Below are 18,346 nucleotides of genomic sequence, written 5' to 3' on the forward strand. Positions count from 1 at the left end.
CCCGTTGCAGCCATGCAGGTCGTTGGTGAAGTTGATTCCCAATTAACCGAATCGGCGGATAATGCCATTTCGACACTGCTTCATTGATTCATGGACGAAAGGCATCCGACATCTGTAGTGGGAGGCAAACCATGAAACGCACCGCAATGATTCTCGCCGGCCTGATGGCCTTGGGCTCAACCAGTGCTTTTGCCGAAGGTGGAGCCGAACGCATGCGCTATTACTACGAAAGCCTGCGACTGGCCCAGCAAGAAGCCCTGGGCCACCCCATCCAAAGCACTGAACTGCGGGTTCCGGACGATCAAACCGCACAAATGACTGAAACCTACAGACCGAAATGATCCATGGCCGTCTGATTGCAGTTCTAGGTAGAAGACTGTCGGGCGCCCTGATGGACGCCCTTTTTTTGCCTGTTGAATCAGAGGTTCTTGGTCCAGAACAGCATCCGTCCATGGGCCGGGTCGAACATACCGGCGGCGAAACCGGCTTTTTCATAGGAACCCTGGGCCACGGCATTGCCTTCCAGCACCTCCAGGGTGAGCTTGCAGCAGCCACGCTGACGGGCGATGTCTTCGACCTTTTGCAGCATCTTCTGGCTCAAGCCCAGGCCGCGAAATTTTTTCACCACCGACACATCATGCACATTGACCAGCGGCCGACAGGCAAACGTCGAGAACCCCTCGAAGCAATTGACCAGCCCGGCCGGCTCGCCACCGACAAAGGCCAGCACACTGAAGGCGTGGGGGCGCCGGGCAAGTTCGCCCGGGAGCTGCTCCAGTACATTGGCCGGCAACGGCTGGCCGCCCCCCATCGGGTCCTCGGCGTAGTGGTTCAGCACCAGGCAAATAGCCTCGGCATGCACCGGATTGGTGTAACTGGCCTGAAGCACAAGAATTTCTGCGGAGTCCATTTCCATCCTCGATCACACATGAAGTAGCCCCCAGCATGTACTCACGCTGAAGTGCCCGCAGACCATAGCGCGAGCAACGTGCCAACGACAATCGCAACCGAGAAAATCTTTGGCCTCAAGCGCCCCAGATCAAGGCTTCCGTCCACCCCAGTTCGGCAAAATCCTCAGCCCGCAAGTGCGACTCACCGACGCAGAAAAACTCGTCGAGTTGCGGTGGCTGGACCGAGGTGCCGCTGAGCATGGCGTGAATCTGGCCGCGGTGATGGATCTGGTGTTCAAACAAATGGGACAGCAGGCGCAAGCGACTGTCGTGTTGCGGGGTGTCGCGGGCGATGGTCACGATTTTGCCCAGGTCGGCGTCGCGCATCTGCTCGCAGTAGGCGATCAGCCGGCGGTCGACGTGGGCCTGTTCGCCAACCAGGTCCGTTGCCACGAGGCAGGGTTCGTCCTCCTTGAAAAACACCCGGCAATCGGGATGCGGGTCGTCGCCGCGCAGTTCGCGCTCCAGGGCGTCCACATAAAACCAGTCACAGGTGAGGATGTGGTTGAGGGTGGCGCGGATCGAGGGGAAGAAGCTGACCCGGGATGCGCTCAGTTCCTGCGGGCTCAACTGACGCCAGGCCTTGGCCAGTCGGTGATTGGCCCAGGCGTTCTGATAGGCCATGGTCAGCAAATGGTGTGACAGGGGCTGATTCATGTTCGCTGCTCCCGTTCAAAACCCGATCAAACTTCGGCAAACCGCTGCAGTTGCATTTCCTGCAATCGACTGAGGGTGCGGCGGAACGGAAATTCCAGATAACCCTCGGTGTAAAGCGATGCCATTGGCACTTGCGCTTCAAGGTACAGCGGCACCTTGCGGTCGTAGCACTCGTCCACCAGGGCAATGAACCGTCGTACACCATCGTCATGCACCGATAACTGCGGCAACTCGCGATCTCCCGCCTCCACCCGCTCGACACCGTCCTCGGTGCCGCGGGCAATGCGGCCTGCGCGTTTCTGTGCGCTGAGGTTGGGCACGTCACTCAACAGGATAGCGCCGTAGGTATCGCACAGGGCGATGAAATCCATGGCCGCGAAGGGTTGCTCGCACAGCGCGGCGTAACGGGTCCAGAGCGCCGTCGGGCTGGCCTTGACCACCTCAAGGGAACGGTGACCGACTTTGACCGGCTCGCTCGATACTGACTGGCCGACGCTCAACAACTGGAACACTTCACCCAGCGCGCAGGGGTTACCGGGCTCGGCCACCCAATAACGTTGCAAACCGGCCCCCGGATGCAGGCGATGGTCTTCCCCGCCATCCACCGCAATCACCTGCATGTGCTGCTTGATCGCCGCGATGGCTGGCATGAAACGGTCGCGATTGAAGCCGTCGGCGTACAACTGGTCCGGCGGCAGATTGGACGTGCAGACCACCACCACGCCCTGTTCGAACATCACCTGGAACAGGCGCCCGAGAATGATCGCGTCGCCGATGTCATTGACGAACAGTTCGTCGAAACACAGCACGCGAACCTCTTCAGCCAATTCACGGGCCAACGCCTTGAGCGGATCGGCAGTGCCGGTCAGTTGAAACGAGCGTTGGTGCACCCAGCCCATGAAGTGGTGAAAGTGCTGGCGCCGAGCCGGTACTCGCAGGCTTTGGTAGAACTGGTCCATCAACCAGGTCTTGCCCCGCCCCACCGGCCCCCACAGGTACACGCCGGAAATGGGCGCGCGGTCTGCGTGCAACGCTTCGTGGCATTTTTGCAGCGCCCACACCGCATGTTCCTGGGCCTCGTCCTGGACAAAGCCCTTTTGTTCGATGGCATGCTGCCAGGCGCTTAAGGGGGAATCGATAGTCATGGGCGGCAGTATGCCATTGCCCATGGATAACGCGACCGGTGATCGGCAGTTTTGTGCAGACAGGAAAAGCACCTTGACGCCTAAGATTACCAGCATCATATTTAATAGATGTTTTTGATAATCTATTAAGCCTTGTCGCCATCCCTCTGGAGTCATCCCATGCATTACAAAGTTTTCGGTCGTAAAACCGGCTTGCGTGTTTCCGAACTGGCGCTGGGCGCGGGTAATTTCGGTACCGGTTGGGGCCATGGCGCCGAGCGTGACGAAGCCAAACGGATTTTTGATGGTTATCTGGAAGCCGGTGGCAATTTCATCGATACCGCCAATGGCTATCAGGGCGGGCAGTCCGAGGCCATGCTCAGCGAATTCATCGCCGCAGAACGGGATCGCCTGGTCATCGCCACCAAATACACCCTCGGGACTACACCGGCAGCCGGCATTTCCCACACTGGCAACAGCCGCAAGAACATGGTGCGCGCCGTCGAAGAAAGCCTGAAACGGCTGAAGACCGAGCATATCGACCTGTTCTGGGCGCACATGAGCGACGGCGTCACGCCCATGGAAGAGATCCTGCGCGGCTTCGACGATCTGGTCAGTGCCGGCAAGATTCATTACGCCGGGCTTTCGAACTTCCCCGCCTGGCGCATCGCCCGCGCCGACCTGCTGGCCGAGGTACGCGGTTTTGCGCCGATTGCCGCGATCCAGGTCGAGTACAGCCTCGCCGAACGCACCGCCGAGCGTGAACAACTGCCGATGGCCGAAGCCCTGGGCCTGGCCGCGACCTTGTGGTCGCCGCTGGGTGGCGGCTTCCTGACTGGCAAATATCGCAACAGTGAGGGCGACAATCGCGCGAACAAACTCGGTGTGCTGATCCACGCCGAAAAAAGCGCCCGCGAAACCGCCCTGCTCGACACCTTGATCGATGTCGCCGCAGAACTGGACGCCAGCCCGACCCACGTGGCCATCGCCTGGCTGCGGGAAAAAGCCAGACGCTCGACCACGGCGCTGATTCCGATCCTCGGTTCCCGGACCCGTGAGCAGCTGGATGCGACGTTGGGCGCGCTGAATGTGCAATTGAGCAGCGAACAACTGGCACGACTGGATGGCGTCAGTGACGTGGCCAAAGGCGTGCCGCACGAATCCATTTCCGGTTCGTTCGCGCGGTTCAGCGGTGGTCAGATCCTCGACCTGCCAATCATTCCGGTGGCCTGACACAAATCAAAACTGTGGGAGCGAGCTTGCTCGCAATGAGGGCGGAATATTCAACATCCATGTCGGCTGATCGACCGCCATCGCGAGCAAGCTCGCTCCCACAGGGTCAGGCGTATTACTTATCGACCTTATGCCTTGCCGCATACAGACACAGCATCTCCATCGCCAGCGTCGCCGCCGCCAGTGAGGTGATCTCCGCGCTGTCATAGGCCGGTGCCACTTCCACCACGTCCATGCCCACCAGGTTGATCCCGCGCAAACCGCCGAGAATCTCCAGCGCCTGCACCGTGCTCAAGCCGCCGCATACAGGTGTTCCGGTGCCCGGAGCGAATGCCGGATCGAGACAGTCGATGTCGAAGGTCAGGTACACCGGGTTGTCGCCGACCCGGGCGCGAATCGCCTCGACGATCGCCTCGCAGCCACGGCGGTGCACCTGCCGTGCGTCGAGCACCTGAAAGCCCTGGTGATCATCGTTGGTGGTGCGCAAGCCGATTTGTACCGAACGCGACGGGTCCACCAGCCCTTCCCTGGCCGCGTGCCAGAACATGGTGCCATGGTCGATGCGCTTGCCCTCTTCGTCCGGCCAGGTGTCGCTGTGGGCGTCGAAGTGGATCAGCGACAATGCCCCGTGCTTGCGCGCATGGGCCTTGAGCAGTGGATAGGTAATGAAATGGTCGCCGCCAAACGTCAGCATCGCCGTGCCGGCATTGAGGATGTGCTCGGCGTGGGCTTCGATCATTTCGGGCGTCGACTGCGGCGAACCGTAGTCGAAATCGCAATCACCGTAGTCGATGACTGCCAAGTGATCGAACGGATCAAACGTCCACGGCCAATGCCGTTCCCAGGCGATCCCGGCCGAGGCAGCGCGAATGCCACGGGGCCCGAAGCGTGCGCCGGGGCGGTTGCTGGTGGCCGTGTCGAACGGCACGCCACTGACGGCCACATCAACGCCACGCAAGTCACGACTGTAACGGCGACGCATGAAACTGGTGATACCGGCGTAGGTACTTTCAGCGGCCGTGCCGTAAAGGCTGTCACGGGTAAGGGCTTGATCGTTCTGCATCGGGACGTCCATTGAAGGCTCCTTCTTTTATAGTTATTGGCGGCTACGGAAAGTGGTCCACAAGCGCGTGCGCAGGCGCATGTCCTTGAGGTTCATGCTGCGGTCGGCGTACAGCCGTTCGCGCACGTCGGCCAGCGGGTAGATGTCCGGATCGGAGCGCACCGCTTCATCCACCAGCGGCGTGGCGGCCTGGTTCGCTGTGGCGAAGAACAAGGTGTTGGTCAGTGCCGCAACGGACTCGGGGCGCAACATGAATTCGATAAAGGTGCGGGCGGCTTCGGGGTGCGGCGCGTCCTTGGGAATCGCCAGGTTGTCCTGCCACACGAGGGTGCCTTCCCTGGGAATCCGGTAGGCAATTTCATAGGGCTTATTGGCTTTGCGTGCCTGGTCGGCGGCCATGCTGGCGTCACCGTTGTAGGTCAACGCCAGGCACACGCTGCCATTGGCCAGATCGCTGATCTGCCGCCCGGTGGCGACGTACAGCACGTTCGGCTGTAGCTGATGCAACAACGCCTCGGCGGCTGACAGATCATTCTTGTCCGTGCTGTAGGGATCTTTACCCAGGTAATGCAGCGCCAGTCCGATCACCTCCTGGGGCGAGTCGAGAATGGCGATGCCGCAGTCTTTCAACTTGCTTGCGTACTCGGGTTTGAACAGCAGGTCCAGGCTATTGAGCGGCACGTCCGGCAAGCGCTGCTTGATCGCCTCGACGTTCATGCCCAATCCCAGCGTGCCCCAGGTATAAGGCACGCCATAGCGGTTGCCGGGATCGACAGCGGCGAGTTTTTCCAGCAAGTCTGGATCGAGATTGGCGTAACCCTTGAGTCCTTCGTGAGGAATCGGTTTCAACGCCCCGGCTGCAAGCCCCCGGGCCAGCACACTGGAGGACGGCACCACCACGTCATAACCGCTGCCGCCGGTGAGCAGCTTGGTCTCCAGTACTTCCGAAGAATCGAAGGTGTCGTAGCGCACATGGATGCCGGTTTCCTGCTCGAACCGCTGCAGGGTTTCGGGGGCCACGTAATCGGCCCAACTGTACAGATTGACCACCTTGTCTTCGGCCTGGGCCGAAACAGCCACGGCGAGCAACAGCGCGGGTAAACACAGCTTGAACATGGGAGCCATGACGAACACCTGACCAGAGGAAGTGGTTGCAGGATGCGTCGTCGGATACATTGGTGAAATATCAAGTTAATTAACCTGACTTTATGACGGAGTAATGTTTGATGCTCGGCCAACTCCATGATCTGGACCTGCAATTGTTGCGTCTGTTTGTCAGCGTGGTGGAGTGCGGCGGTTTCAGTGCCGCCCAGGGTGAGCTGGGCTTGAGCCAGTCGAGCATCAGCCAGCAAATGGCCAAGCTGGAAACCCGCCTTGGCTATCGCCTGTGCAGCCGCGGCAAGGGCGGATTCAAGGTCACCGCCAAGGGCGAACAACTCCTCAGCGCCACACGCACCCTGTTCGAATCCATCGAAGCCTTCCGTCATCAATCCAACGGCGTGGCCGGGCGCTTGATCGGTGAAGTGCGCCTGGGTCTGTCCGAAGCCCTGGATCAATCGGTGCTGCAACGGGTGGCCGAGGCGATCCGGCGCTTCCGTGAGCGGGACGAGTCAGTGCGCATCGAACTGATCAGCGCCATGCCCGGCGAAATGGAGCGCTTGCTACTGCAACAGCGGCTGGACCTGGCCATCGGCTATTTCTCGCAAGTGCAAAGCGCGTTTGACTACCGCCAATTGTTCATTGAAACCCAGCATCTGTATTGCGCCCCCGGCCATCCGCTGTTCACCAACCCGGCCCCCTGCGATCAGGATCTGCAGGCCAGCGACCGGGTCGATCACCCCTACCGTTTCCTGCGCAGTGACGAACCCTTCCAGGGCAAGCTGTGTTCGGCGCGCTCGGAACAAGTCGAAGGCACCCTCGCCTTTATCCTTTCCGGCAAGCATGTCGGTTATTTGCCCAGCCACTTCGCCCATGCCTGGGAAAACAAGGGTTTGCTCAGGGCCGTGCGTCGAGGCGACATGAGTTTCGATGTCGCGTTTCATCTGGCCCGGCACCGGGCGCAAGTGGCCGGCGATGCACAAAAGGCATTCGAAGAGGATCTGCTCGCGGCGTTTGCCTGACTACGTCGTGGTCTACGCTGTAACAATACCGGACACTGTCATGCAAAAATGCACAGATAACCTGCACTTATCCGGGTTGTACAAGGCAAATTTGCACTGATACGATCCGCCATCGCTCGCGCGCGAGCATCTTGATAAAGAACAATAAAAGCAGGGAGTTAGTGATGACTGCTCAGGTTTTTTCTCCCGGGACTCAGTCCATGGATGCCATGCAAAACGAAGTGCTGGCCGAGGTTCGCAACCACATTGGTCACCTGACCCTCAACCGCCCCGCCGGCCTCAATGCCCTCACCCTGGACATGGTGCGCAACCTGCACCGCCAGCTCGACGCCTGGGCCCAGGATTCGCAAGTCCATGCCGTGGTCTTGCGCGGTGCCGGGGAAAAAGCCTTCTGCGCCGGCGGCGACATTCGCTCGCTGTATGACAGCTTCAAAAGCGGCGACACCCTGCACGAAGATTTCTTTGTCGAGGAATACGCCCTCGACCTCGCGATCCACCACTACCGCAAACCGGTGCTGGCCCTGATGGACGGTTTTGTCCTCGGCGGTGGCATGGGCCTGGTGCAAGGCGCAGACCTGCGCGTGGTCACAGAGAAAAGCCGCCTGGCCATGCCGGAAGTCGGCATCGGCTATTTCCCGGACGTCGGCGGCAGTTACTTCCTGCCGCGCATCCCCGGTGAGCTGGGGATTTACCTCGGCGTCAGCGGCGTGCAGATTCGCGCCGCCGATGCGCTGTATTGCGGCCTGGCCGACTGGTACCTGGAAAGCGACAAGCTTGGCGTCCTGGACGAAAAACTCGACCAGCTCGAATGGCACGATACGCCGCTCAAGGACCTGCAAGGCCTGCTGGCGAAATTCGCCGTGCAGCAACTGCCCGATGCGCCACTGGCGACTTTGCGCCCGGCCATCGACCACTTCTTCGCCCAACCCGATGTGCCGAGTATTGTGGAGCAACTACGCCAGGTAACGGTCGCCGACAGCCATGAGTGGGCCGTCACCACCGCCGACCTGCTGGAGACCCGCTCGCCGCTGGCCATGGCCGTGACCCTGGAAATGCTCCGTCGCGGACGCGAGCTGCCCCTTGAACAATGTTTCGCCCTTGAGCTGCACCTGGACCGTCAGTGGTTCGAGCGCGGCGACCTGATCGAAGGCGTGCGCGCCTTGCTGATCGACAAAGACAAGACACCGCGCTGGAACCCGCCCACCCTCCAGGCACTGGACGCCGAACACGTGGCGAGCTTCTTCAGCGAGTTTGACCGGAGCGAGAGCTGAGCCATGCACGATATCGAATTGAGTGAAGAACAAGTCATGATCCGCGACATGGCCCGGGATTTTGCCCGCGGCGAAATCGCGCCCCATGCCCAGGCCTGGGAAAAGGCCGGCTGGATCGATGATGGTCTGGTGGCGAAAATGGGCGAACTGGGCTTGCTGGGCATGGTGGTCCCCGAGGAATGGGGCGGCACCTATGTCGACTATGTGGCCTATGCACTGGCGGTAGAAGAAATTTCCGCCGGCGACGGTGCTACCGGCGCCTTCATGAGCATCCACAACTCCGTGGGCTGCGGGCCGGTGCTCAACTACGGCAGTGAAGAACAGAAGCAGACCTGGCTGGCGGACCTTGCCAGCGGCCAGGTCATCGGCTGTTTCTGCCTGACCGAACCCCAAGCCGGTTCCGAGGCGCACAACCTGCGCACCCGCGCCGAACTGCGCGACGGCCAGTGGGTGATCAATGGCGCCAAGCAATTCGTCAGCAACGGCAAGCGCGCCAAACTGGCGATTGTGTTTGCCGTGACCGATCCGGACCTGGGCAAACGTGGCATCTCGGCATTCCTGGTACCGACCGATACCGCCGGTTTTATCGTCGACCGCACCGAACACAAGATGGGCATCCGTGCTTCCGACACCTGCGCGGTGACCCTGAACAACTGCACCATCCCCGAAGCCAATTTGCTGGGCGAACGCGGCAAGGGCCTGGCCATCGCCTTGTCCAACCTCGAAGGCGGCCGCATCGGCATCGCCGCCCAGGCACTGGGCATCGCCCGCGCAGCGTTTGAAGCGGCACTGGCTTATTCCCGTGATCGTGTGCAGTTTGGCAAAGCGATCAATGAACACCAGAGCATCGCCAACCTGCTGGCCGACATGCACATGCAGTTGAACGCCGCGCGATTGATGATCCTGCATGCCGCACGCCTGCGCACGGCCGGCAAACCCTGTCTGTCGGAGGCGTCACAAGCCAAGCTGTTTGCGTCGGAAATGGCGGAAAAGGTCTGCTCGTCCGCGATTCAGATTCATGGCGGCTACGGGTATCTGGAAGACTATCCGGTGGAGAAATACTACCGGGATGCGCGGATCACGCAGATCTACGAAGGGTCGAGCGAAATTCAGCGGATGGTGATTGCCCGCGAGCTGAAGAACTACCTGATTTGATGCCCTGTACCTGTAGGAGCGAGCTCGCTCGCGATGGTGGCCAACGATAACGCGGGGTACCTGAATCAACCCGGTGCCCTCAGGTTTTTCGCGAGCAGGCTCGCTCCTACAAGGGGATCTCATAAACGCTGAGATCCAATGTGGGAGCGAGCCTGCTCGCGATGAGGCCGAAAGACCGCTACTTTACTTACCTTGGAACTCAGCCTCACGCTTGGCAATGAACGCCGCCATCCCTTCCTTCTGATCCTGCGTCGCAAACGCCGCATGGAACACCCGACGCTCAAAGCGCACGCCTTCGGCCAGGCTCACTTCAAAGGCACGGTTGACGCTTTCCTTGACCATCATCGCAATCGGCAACGATTTTTTAGCAATCAACGCGGCGACTTTCAGCGCTTCATCCAGCAGCTCATCGCTCGGCACGATACGCGCCACGATGCCGCAACGTTCCGCTTCCACGGCATCGATCAAGCGGCCGCTCAGGCACATTTCCATGGCCTTGGCCTTGCCCACGGCGCGGGTCAGGCGCTGGGTGCCGCCCATACCCGGCAACACGCCGAGGTTGATTTCCGGCTGGCCGAATCTGGCGTTGTCACCGGCCAGGATGAAATCGCACATCAACGCCAGCTCACAGCCGCCGCCCAGGGCGAAACCGTTGACCGCCGCGATGATCGGCTTGCGGCGGTTGGCCACGCGATCGCTGTCGCTGAACAGGTCGTCGATATAGATTTGCGGATAGGTCAGCTCCGCCATTTCTTTGATGTCGGCACCGGCGGCAAAGGCTTTTTTCGAACCGGTCAGGACGATACAGCCGATGTTCGAGTCAGCCTCGAAACCATCAAGGGCCTGGTTCAGTTCGCTGACGATCTGCGCATTCAGCGCATTCAGCGCTTGTGGACGGTTGAGGGTGATCAGGCCAACGCGGCCGTGGGTTTCCAGCAAAATCGTTTCGTAGCTCACAGGGGACTCCTTCTTATAAATTGCGCGAAATGACCATGCGTTGAATATCGCTGGTGCCTTCGTAGATCTGGCAGACCCGTACGTCGCGGTAGATCCGCTCCACCGGGAAGTCGTTGAGGTAACCGTAACCGCCCAGGGTTTGCAGCGCCGAGGAGCATACCTTCTCGGCCATTTCCGAGGCGAACAACTTGGCCATCGACGCTTCGACCAGGGCCGGTTTGCCACTGTCACGCAGAGCGGCGGCGTAGTGCACCATTTGCCGCGCCACGGCGATCTGGGTCGCCATGTCCGCCAGGCGGAAGGCCACGGCCTGGTGCTCGATGATCGGCTTGCCGAAGCTCTCGCGCTCACGGGCGTAATCGCGCGCCGCTTCGAACGCGGCACGGGCCATGCCCACCGATTGCGAAGCGATGCCGACGCGGCCGCCTTCAAGGTTGGCCAGGGCAATTCTGTAGCCTTCGCCCTCCTCGCCCAAGCGATTGGCCAGCGGCACCTTCACGTCTTCGAAGAGGATCTGGCAGGTGTCGGACGCATGCTGGCCGAGTTTGTCTTCGACCCGCGCGACTTTGTAGCCCGGCGAATCGGTCGGCACTATAAAGGCGCTGATGCCACGTTTGCCGGCACTCGGATCGGTCACCGCAAACACGATCACCACCCCGGCATTCTGCCCGGAGGTGATGAACTGCTTGCAGCCGTTGAGCACATAATGATCGCCTTCCAGGCGCGCACGGGTTTTCAGGCCGCTGGCGTCGGAACCGGCCTGGGGCTCGGTCAGCGCAAAGGCACCGAGCATCGCACCGCTGGCCAGCGGTTTGAGGAAGCGCTCTTTCTGCTCATCGGTGCCGTAGTTGAGGATCGGTACGCAACCCACGGAGTTGTGCACGCTCATGATGGTCGAGCAGGCGCCATCGCCGGCGGCGATTTCTTCCAGCGCCATGGCATAGGCCAGGTAACCGGTGTCGCATCCGCCCCACTGCTCCGGCACCAGCATGCCGAAGAAGCCCAGCCCGGCCATTTCGCCGATGGCTTCCTTGGGAAAACGGTGCTCGCGGTCCCACTCGGCAGCGAAGGGCTTCAGCCGTTCCTGGGCAAAGTCCCGGGCCATGTCACGGATTTGTTGTTGGTCGTCATTGGGGATCATGGTGAATCCTTAAATCAAGCTAAATGCGAAACCCTGTGGGAGCGAGCTTGCTCGCGATGGGGCCGTGTCAGTCAACTTTATTGCTATCTGACCTACCGCTATCGCGAGCAAGCTCGCTCCCACAGGGATTGGTGTTGGCCTCAGTAGAGGCATTCCACGGCCATCGCCGTCGCTTCACCGCCGCCGATACAAATCGCCGCAACACCACGCTTCAAGCCTTTCTGGCGCAGGGCCGAAAGCAGGGTCACCAGAATCCGCGCACCGGACGCACCGATCGGGTGCCCGAGGGCGCACGCGCCGCCGTGCACGTTGAGTTTCTCGTGAGGGATTTCCAGATGAGTCATCGCGGCCATGCCGACCACGGCGAAGGCTTCGTTGACTTCCACCAGATCCACGTCATTGAGCGACCAGCCGGTTTTCTTCATCAACTTCTTGATTGCACCAATCGGTGCCACCGGGAACAGGCCCGGGGTGTCGGCGAACGCAGCGTGGCCATGAATCACCGCCAAGGGTTTCAGGCCTTGTTTCTGTGCCTGGGACTGGCGCATCAGCACCAGCGCGGCGGCACCGTCGGAGATCGAACTGGAGTTGGCCGCCGTCACCGTACCGCCTTCGCGGAATGCCGGCTTCAGCGAAGCAATCTTGTCCAGCCTGGCTTTTGGCGGCTGCTCGTCGTTGCTGATCACCACCTGTTCTTTGCCAACCGTTACGGTCAGCGGCACGATTTCGGCCTTGAAGCTGCCGTCCTTGATCGCCTGTTGCGCACGAGTGGTCGAGGCAATGGCAAACGCGTCCTGGGCTTCACGGCTGAAGCCGTTGGTTTCGGCGCACTCTTCGGCGAAGGTGCCCATCAGGCGGCCCTTGTCGTAGGCGTCTTCGAGGCCGTCCAGGAACATCGAGTCCTGCACCCGACCATGGCCCATGCGGTATCCGGCACGGGCGCGATCCAGCAGGTAAGGCGCGTTGGACATGCTTTCCATGCCACCGGCAACCACCACGTCGGCACTGCCCGCCACCAGCATGTCGTGGGCCAGAATCGCCGCTTCCATGCCGGAGCCGCACATCTTGTTCAGGGTGGTGCAGCGGGTCGATTTATCCAGCCCCGCGCCCAGCGCCGCCTGACGCGCAGGAGCCTGGCCAAGGCCTGCCGGAAGCACGCAGCCGAACAGCACTTCGTCGACGCTATCACTGGCAACACCGGCACGTTCGACGGCGGCCTTGATGGCGGCCGCACCGAGTTGCGGTGCGGTCAGGCTTTTCAGTTCGCCCTGGAAACCGCCCATCGGGGTGCGGACGGCGCTGACGATAACAATTGGATCGTTGGACATTGTCATGACAAATCCTCCTTACTTGGCGGCCATACGCAAGGCACCGTCGAGACGGATCACCTCGCCATTGAGCATGCTGTTTTCAATAATATGCTTGACCAGCCCGGCATACTCGCCCGGTTTGCCCAAACGCGGCGGGAATGGCACGCCAGCGGCCAGGGAATCGCGGACTTCCTGGGTCATGCCGGCCATCATCGGCGTCTCGAAGATGCCGGGGGCGATCGTCATGACACGGATGCCGAAGCGCGCCAGCTCACGGGCCGCCGGCAAGGTCAGGCTGACAATCGCGCCCTTGGACGCCGAGTAAGCCGCCTGACCGATCTGGCCGTCGTAAGCCGCGGCAGACGCGGTGTTGATGATCACACCGCGCTCGCCATCGGCATCCGCTTCGGTCTCGGCAATCGCCGCGGCCGCAAGGCGCAGCATGTTGAAGCTGCCGATCAGGTTGACGTTGATCACCTGGCTGAAACTGGCCAGTGCATGCGGACCTGTCTTGCCGAGAATCTTCTCGCCACGCACGATGCCGGCGCAATTGACCAGGCCATTGAGGCCACCAAAGGCCTTGACCGTCGCTTGCACGGCAGCTTCGGCCTCTGCTTCGTTGCTGATGTCCGCCACCACGCTTTGTGCACCAAGGCGCTGGGCCTGGGCTGCAACGGCTTCGGCGTTCATGTCCACCAGCATCACTTTGGCGCCAGCGGCGACCAGCACCTCGGCGGTGGCGGCACCGAGGCCGGAAGCGCCACCGGTGACGATAAAAATCTTGTTCTGGATCTGCATCATTATTTCCCTGGATTCAAGCTGGAAGGTTCTTCGCCGCGGCCTCTTGAGCCTTGGCGATTTCCTGGTTGCGCAAGATAAAGCGCTGCAATTTGCCGCTGGGGGTTTTCGGCAATTCGCTGACAAATTCGATTTCACGGGGATACGAGTGCGCCGCCAGACGCTTGCGCACGTGCTGGCGCAGCTCTTCGGCCAACTCGGAGGCGGCGCGGTATTGCGGGCTGAGCACGACGAACGCCTTGACCAGTTCGGTGCGCTCCGGATCTGGCTTGCCGACCACGGCGGCCTCGACCACGGCCGGGTGTTCGATCAGCGCACTTTCCACGTCGAAGGGACCTACCCGGTAGCCGGAGGTGGTGATCACGTCATCACTGCGACCGACGAAGCTGATGCTGCCGTCCGGGTTCCACTCCACGGTGTCGCCACTCAAGTAGTAGTTGCCGACAAAGGCCTTGGTCGGCCCGCCTTCGTAGCCGGCGAACCAGCACATCGGCGACTGGCTGCGGTCGATAGCCAGGATGCCCGGCTGCCCAACGCCGAGTTCCTTGTACTCGTCATCCAGCACCACAATGCGGTGGCCCGGCGAGGCAAAACCGGCGGCGCCCATGTGAATCGGGTGCTCCAGGCCGTGGTGGTTGCACAGCACCATGCCCAGTTCGGTCTGGCCGTAGTGGTCGTGGATGACCACGTCGAGGTTATCGGCGAACCATCGGATCACTTCCGGGTTCAGCGGCTCGCCGGCGCTGCTGACGATACGCAGCTTGCCCTTGATCGACTTGGCGAATTCATCGCCACCGGCAATCAGCAAACGGTAGGCCGTCGGCGAACCGGTGAGGTTGGTGATCCCGTATTTGTTGATCACCCGGCAGGTGCTTTCGAGGGTGAACGGTCCATCGTAAAAGGTAATCGGATGGCCCATGGACATTGGCCCCGTGACACCGAAATAAATGCCGTAGGCCCAGCCCGGGTCGGCGACGTTCCAGAAGGCGTCTTCCGGGCGCAGATCCACCGCATCGCGGGTGTAGCTCTGGAACGCTACGATGGCCTTGAGTGGCACCGACAGCGCTTTCGACGGGCCGGTGGTGCCCGAGGTGAACATCAGCAGGAACGGATCTTCGCCGGTCAGCAGCACCGGTTCACAGTCGGCGGAATAGTTGGCCAGTTCGGCCCAGAAACTGAAATCGCCATGCACCAGGCCCTGCCCTTTGGCACCGGTGACAGTCACGATGGTCGGGCAATCGGCGACTTCGGCGAGTTTCGGCCGGTTCACTGCATCGGTCACCACCACTTTGGCGCCAGAGCTGCCCAGGCGGTGCTCGATGGCCTTGGGGCCGAATGCGGTAAACAGCGGTTGATACACCGCGCCGATGCGCCAGGTGGCGAACACGGTGATCAACAGTTCGATATTGCGGGGCAACAGGCCAGCGACCTTGTCGCCTTTCTTCACGCCCTGGGCCAGCAGGTAGTTGGCGAAACGCGCGGCCTTGTCCTGCAAGTCGGTGAAGGTGTACGAAGCACCAGTACCATCGCGTCCTTCCCAGAACAGCGCGATGCGACCCGGCAAGGCATGCCGGTCACAGCATTCGACACAGGCGTTGAGGGCCGTCAGATCGCCCGCGAGCGCGGCATCGACGGTGTGCTGATAATTGAACTGAGAAGTAGCAGACAAGTAATCGCGCATTGCCAGAATCCCACTGTGTTTTTTATTAGGTTGGGGGGAACCGTAATCAACAGGGAAATACTCGCTCTGCGCGGGTTACCGGGCAATGGTCAAAGCTATCAAGTTGTCTGACTGCTTTGGCCAAAGCCCGCTGGGCATCAGGAGGTGAAGCGCACCCCGGGCCTGGCGCGTTCGTCCACGGTCAGTTCGAACACATCCGGCCGCGCGTAGTGGCCGACCACGTCATAGTCGTAGCGGGCGCGCACCAGGTCGTCGGTGTCGATTTGCGCAGTGAGCAGCCCGGCACTGTCGCGCAACGGTCCGGCGAGGATGTCGCCCATGGGGCCTACAATCACACTGCCACCGGCAATCAACGGTCGATCTGCCGGCCAGTTGGCGACGTCCAGGCCCAGGGCCTGGGGCGATGCCTGGACCTGGCAGGCGCTGACCACGAAACAGCGCCCCTCATGGGCAATGTGGCGCATACTGACTTGCCACATCTCCCGTTCGTCCACGGTCGGCGCGCACCATACCTCCACGCCTTTGGCGTACATCGCCGTGCGCAGCAGCGGCATCATGTTTTCCCAGCACACCAGCGCACCGACACGCCCGACCTGGCTGTCGATCACCGGCAAGGTCGAGCCATCGCCCTTGCCCCAGATCAGCCGTTCGGTGCCGGTGGGCATCAGTTTGCGGTGTTTGGCCACCAGCCCGGCCTGCGGATCGAAGTACAGCGCGGTGCAGTACAAGGTGCTGCCGGCGCACTCGATCACACCGATCACCAGATTGGCCCCGGTGCGTGCGGACAGTGCCGCCAACGCCTCGGTTTCCGCACCGGGTACGTCGATGGCATTGGCAAAATAGCGGGCAAAGGCTTCGCGCCCTTGCGGCAGGCGATAGCCCAATTGCGTACCAAAGCCCTCGCCTTTGGGATAACCGCCCAGCAGCGCTTCCGGCATCACCACCAACCCGGCGCCGGATTCGATGATTGCGTTTTCATAGGACAGGATCTGTTCCAGGGTTTCAGCCTTGCCGCCGGGCAAGGCGCCGATCTGCAGGGCCGCGACAATTGATTTGGGCATCTTGGAAACTCCATTCGCATCAGGTGTTGCTCATTCTCCGGCGTCAGGCAATCATCAATAAAGACCGATTCACTGCTGAATGACATGAACCAAATGAATATCACCGACGTCGACCTCAACCTGCTCAAAGTCTTCGAAGCGCTGCACGAAGAGTCCAGCGCCAGCCGTGCCGCGCTGCGCCTGGGCGTGACGCAATCGGCCGTCAGCGCGGCCTTGCGTCGCTTGCGCGAGCTGTATGGCGATCAGCTGTTCGTGCGCACCGGACGCGGCCTGGCCCCCTCGCTCAAGGCCAATCAGCTCAAACCGGTGGTCAGCGATGCCCTGAACAAATGCCGGCAGAGTCTGGCGATGGTCGATCCGGCTGCGCAACAGTACGAAGGTCGCTCGGTCACGGTCGGCATGTCGGATGATTTCGAGATTGCCTACGGCCGGCGGCTGATCGAAGAGATCGCCCGTTGCGCGCCGAAACTGCGGCTGATTTTCCGCCAGACCCACAGCCAGATCGTCGCCCAGGCGTTGATGGAGCGCAGTATTGACCTGGCGATTGCCGCGGGCGGGTTTGCCGAGCGGTTGCTCAGCCGTCAGGTGCTGGGGGAAGGTGGCTATCTGTGCCTGGTGGACCCGTCGAGCCTGGTCGAGGGCCAGCAGAGCATCGGTCTCGAGGAGTTTGTGGCTCGCGAACACATTCTGGTGTCGTCCAGCGGTTTTATCGGGATTACCGATGAGGGATTGGCGGCGCTGGGGCTGAGCCGGAGGGTGTGCGCCTCGACCACGCATTTTGCCGCGTTGCCGCACTTGCTAAAAGGCAGTCGGGCGGTGGCGACCATTCCGGCCCATGCCGCCCAAAGCATCGCAACGCTCAGCGGGCTGGCGCTGCTGCCCTGCCCCCTGGCGTTGCCGCGCTACCCGATCGAACTGGGCTGGCGGACCAGCACCCAACTCGACCCGGTGCTCTTGAAAGTGCGCGAGGCAATCGTCGCGAGTTTCGCCTGACAGCCGTTGTTACTTGTTGGCCGCCATCAGGCGATTGACTTCACTGCGCACCATGTTGGCGTATTCCGGCGGCGACATGCCGTCCAGTTCGGCGCGCACCCATTCGGCCCATTTGCCTTTGCGCTTGGCCCGTTCGCCGAACAACCGCGCAGCCTCACCCTTGGCCTTGCCCAGGTTGTTTTGCCAGAGTTCGAACAGACGGGATTTCTCGTCTTCAAGCGCTGCGCGCTCGGCGAGGGGTTTGTCGGCCAGATTGAAGCTCATGGGAATTTCCTGCTGCGTAAAATAGGCGACATCTTACACTGTAGGACGAAAAGTCCTGCGCCGGTTTTTCAGCAAGATGGCCTCCCCGGGCAAAATAGCTGCAACTTTTCCGACGACGGCAGACTCCATTGTTCACTGTCCACTTACCTGCAAGGAGTACTTCAATGGCCCGCAAAACCGCCGTGCAAGCCGCCGAAGATCAAATCAAGGATCAAGCCTTCAGCGAACTTCAAACGCTGATCGAAGAATCGGAAAAGCTGCTGAAAAGCAGCGCCTCGCTGGTCGGGGAAGAAGCAGAGACCCTTCGTGGACAAATCGCCCTGAAACTCCGACAGGCAGGGGATTCGGTGAGCAGCGTACGCGACCGCACCCTGCCCGCGGTCGAGGCCACTGAAACCTATATCGGCGGGCATCCGTGGCAAACCGTGGCGATTTCAGCCGGGTTCGGCCTGGTGGTGGGGTTGCTGCTGGGTCGTCGCTAAGCACTGGCAAAGACTGAACCCTGTGGGAGCGGGCTTGCTCGCGAAGGCGGTGTGTCAGCCAATATCCAAGTTGCTGACACACCGCC

19 protein-coding genes are annotated in these 18,346 nt (G+C 61.2%); 7 read left to right on the forward strand and 12 right to left on the reverse strand.

Features of this window, described 5'->3' with window-relative positions; all coding sequences use genetic code 11:
• The first annotated feature begins 131 nt into the window (after positions 1 to 131).
• Complete coding sequence (locus tag AC1RDQ_RS10185) at positions 132 to 341, forward strand: hypothetical protein (RefSeq protein WP_008053741.1); 210 nt, start codon at positions 132 to 134, stop codon at positions 339 to 341.
• 77 nt (positions 342 to 418) lie between these two features.
• Here AC1RDQ_RS10185 and AC1RDQ_RS10190 read toward each other — a convergent pair whose 3' ends face one another.
• From AC1RDQ_RS10190 to zapE, 3 genes are all read right to left on the reverse strand, one after another.
• Positions 419 to 910, reverse strand: a complete 492-nt coding sequence (locus AC1RDQ_RS10190; RefSeq protein WP_150814019.1) for a GNAT family N-acetyltransferase — start codon at positions 908 to 910, stop codon at positions 419 to 421.
• Between the two features lie 115 nt (positions 911 to 1,025).
• On the reverse strand, positions 1,026 to 1,607 hold the full coding sequence (locus AC1RDQ_RS10195; protein ID WP_057714727.1) for a DinB family protein: 582 nt from the start codon (positions 1,605 to 1,607) through the stop codon (positions 1,026 to 1,028).
• Between the two features lie 26 nt (positions 1,608 to 1,633).
• Positions 1,634 to 2,752, reverse strand: coding sequence for a cell division protein ZapE (gene zapE, locus AC1RDQ_RS10200; RefSeq protein WP_492587136.1), 1,119 nt, complete (start codon positions 2,750 to 2,752; stop codon positions 1,634 to 1,636).
• Positions 2,753 to 2,911: 159 nt separating this feature from the next.
• On the opposite strand from zapE, the gene AC1RDQ_RS10205 reads away from it, so the two are divergent.
• The gene (locus tag AC1RDQ_RS10205; protein WP_492587137.1) at positions 2,912 to 3,964 is read left to right on the forward strand and encodes an aldo/keto reductase; all 1,053 of its coding nucleotides are present in this window, start codon (positions 2,912 to 2,914) and stop codon (positions 3,962 to 3,964) included.
• 115 nt (positions 3,965 to 4,079) lie between these two features.
• Here AC1RDQ_RS10205 and speB read toward each other — a convergent pair whose 3' ends face one another.
• Entirely contained in the window at positions 4,080 to 5,039 is a 960-nt protein-coding gene (speB, locus tag AC1RDQ_RS10210; RefSeq protein ID WP_154859875.1) for an agmatinase, read from the reverse strand.
• Positions 5,040 to 5,060: 21 nt separating this feature from the next.
• On the reverse strand, positions 5,061 to 6,152 hold the full coding sequence (locus AC1RDQ_RS10215; protein ID WP_492587138.1) for a polyamine ABC transporter substrate-binding protein: 1,092 nt from the start codon (positions 6,150 to 6,152) through the stop codon (positions 5,061 to 5,063).
• A gap of 101 nt (positions 6,153 to 6,253) precedes the next feature.
• Between AC1RDQ_RS10215 and AC1RDQ_RS10220 the strand changes: the two genes are divergently transcribed.
• The 3 genes from AC1RDQ_RS10220 to AC1RDQ_RS10230 all read left to right on the forward strand — a co-directional run bounded on the left by AC1RDQ_RS10220 (position 6,254) and on the right by AC1RDQ_RS10230 (position 9,573).
• Positions 6,254 to 7,147 (forward strand): LysR family transcriptional regulator, encoded by an 894-nt coding sequence (locus AC1RDQ_RS10220; RefSeq protein ID WP_090455380.1) that lies wholly within the window; start codon positions 6,254 to 6,256, stop codon positions 7,145 to 7,147.
• Between the two features lie 164 nt (positions 7,148 to 7,311).
• The gene (locus AC1RDQ_RS10225) at positions 7,312 to 8,418 is read left to right on the forward strand and encodes an enoyl-CoA hydratase/isomerase family protein (protein WP_492587139.1); all 1,107 of its coding nucleotides are present in this window, start codon (positions 7,312 to 7,314) and stop codon (positions 8,416 to 8,418) included.
• A 3-nt stretch (positions 8,419 to 8,421) separates the two neighbouring features.
• Positions 8,422 to 9,573, forward strand: a complete 1,152-nt coding sequence (locus AC1RDQ_RS10230) for an acyl-CoA dehydrogenase family protein (protein ID WP_057714718.1) — start codon at positions 8,422 to 8,424, stop codon at positions 9,571 to 9,573.
• Positions 9,574 to 9,756: 183 nt separating this feature from the next.
• Here AC1RDQ_RS10230 and AC1RDQ_RS10235 read toward each other — a convergent pair whose 3' ends face one another.
• The 6 genes from AC1RDQ_RS10235 to AC1RDQ_RS10260 form a co-directional block, all read right to left on the reverse strand.
• The gene (locus tag AC1RDQ_RS10235) at positions 9,757 to 10,530 is read right to left on the reverse strand and encodes an enoyl-CoA hydratase (protein ID WP_057714717.1); all 774 of its coding nucleotides are present in this window, start codon (positions 10,528 to 10,530) and stop codon (positions 9,757 to 9,759) included.
• Positions 10,531 to 10,543: 13 nt separating this feature from the next.
• Positions 10,544 to 11,671, reverse strand: coding sequence for an acyl-CoA dehydrogenase (locus AC1RDQ_RS10240; RefSeq protein ID WP_057714716.1), 1,128 nt, complete (start codon positions 11,669 to 11,671; stop codon positions 10,544 to 10,546).
• A gap of 140 nt (positions 11,672 to 11,811) precedes the next feature.
• Positions 11,812 to 13,005: an acetyl-CoA C-acyltransferase gene (locus AC1RDQ_RS10245; RefSeq protein WP_223502586.1), complete on the reverse strand. Its 1,194-nt coding sequence runs from the start codon at positions 13,003 to 13,005 to the stop codon at positions 11,812 to 11,814.
• Positions 13,006 to 13,017: 12 nt separating this feature from the next.
• Positions 13,018 to 13,779: an SDR family NAD(P)-dependent oxidoreductase gene (locus AC1RDQ_RS10250; RefSeq protein ID WP_492587140.1), complete on the reverse strand. Its 762-nt coding sequence runs from the start codon at positions 13,777 to 13,779 to the stop codon at positions 13,018 to 13,020.
• Positions 13,780 to 13,795: 16 nt separating this feature from the next.
• Positions 13,796 to 15,460 carry an AMP-binding protein gene (locus AC1RDQ_RS10255; RefSeq protein ID WP_349734327.1) on the reverse strand — a complete coding sequence of 555 codons (1,665 nt, stop codon included), beginning with the start codon at positions 15,458 to 15,460 and terminating at the stop codon, positions 13,796 to 13,798.
• 137 nt (positions 15,461 to 15,597) lie between these two features.
• Positions 15,598 to 16,521 carry a carbon-nitrogen hydrolase family protein gene (locus AC1RDQ_RS10260; protein WP_492587141.1) on the reverse strand — a complete coding sequence of 308 codons (924 nt, stop codon included), beginning with the start codon at positions 16,519 to 16,521 and terminating at the stop codon, positions 15,598 to 15,600.
• An 84-nt stretch (positions 16,522 to 16,605) separates the two neighbouring features.
• Here AC1RDQ_RS10260 and AC1RDQ_RS10265 point away from each other — a divergent pair, with 84 nt between their 5' ends.
• Positions 16,606 to 17,514 (forward strand): LysR family transcriptional regulator, encoded by a 909-nt coding sequence (locus tag AC1RDQ_RS10265; protein WP_492587143.1) that lies wholly within the window; start codon positions 16,606 to 16,608, stop codon positions 17,512 to 17,514.
• A 9-nt stretch (positions 17,515 to 17,523) separates the two neighbouring features.
• On the opposite strand, the gene AC1RDQ_RS10270 is transcribed toward AC1RDQ_RS10265, so the two are convergent.
• Positions 17,524 to 17,778, reverse strand: a complete 255-nt coding sequence (locus AC1RDQ_RS10270; protein ID WP_007970091.1) for a hypothetical protein — start codon at positions 17,776 to 17,778, stop codon at positions 17,524 to 17,526.
• Positions 17,779 to 17,942: 164 nt separating this feature from the next.
• Here AC1RDQ_RS10270 and AC1RDQ_RS10275 point away from each other — a divergent pair, with 164 nt between their 5' ends.
• Positions 17,943 to 18,260 carry an ElaB/YgaM/YqjD family protein gene (locus AC1RDQ_RS10275; protein WP_090455397.1) on the forward strand — a complete coding sequence of 106 codons (318 nt, stop codon included), beginning with the start codon at positions 17,943 to 17,945 and terminating at the stop codon, positions 18,258 to 18,260.
• Positions 18,261 to 18,346: the final 86 nt, after the last annotated feature.

This window comes from Pseudomonas sp. GW823-FHT02E01, assembly GCF_058797535.1.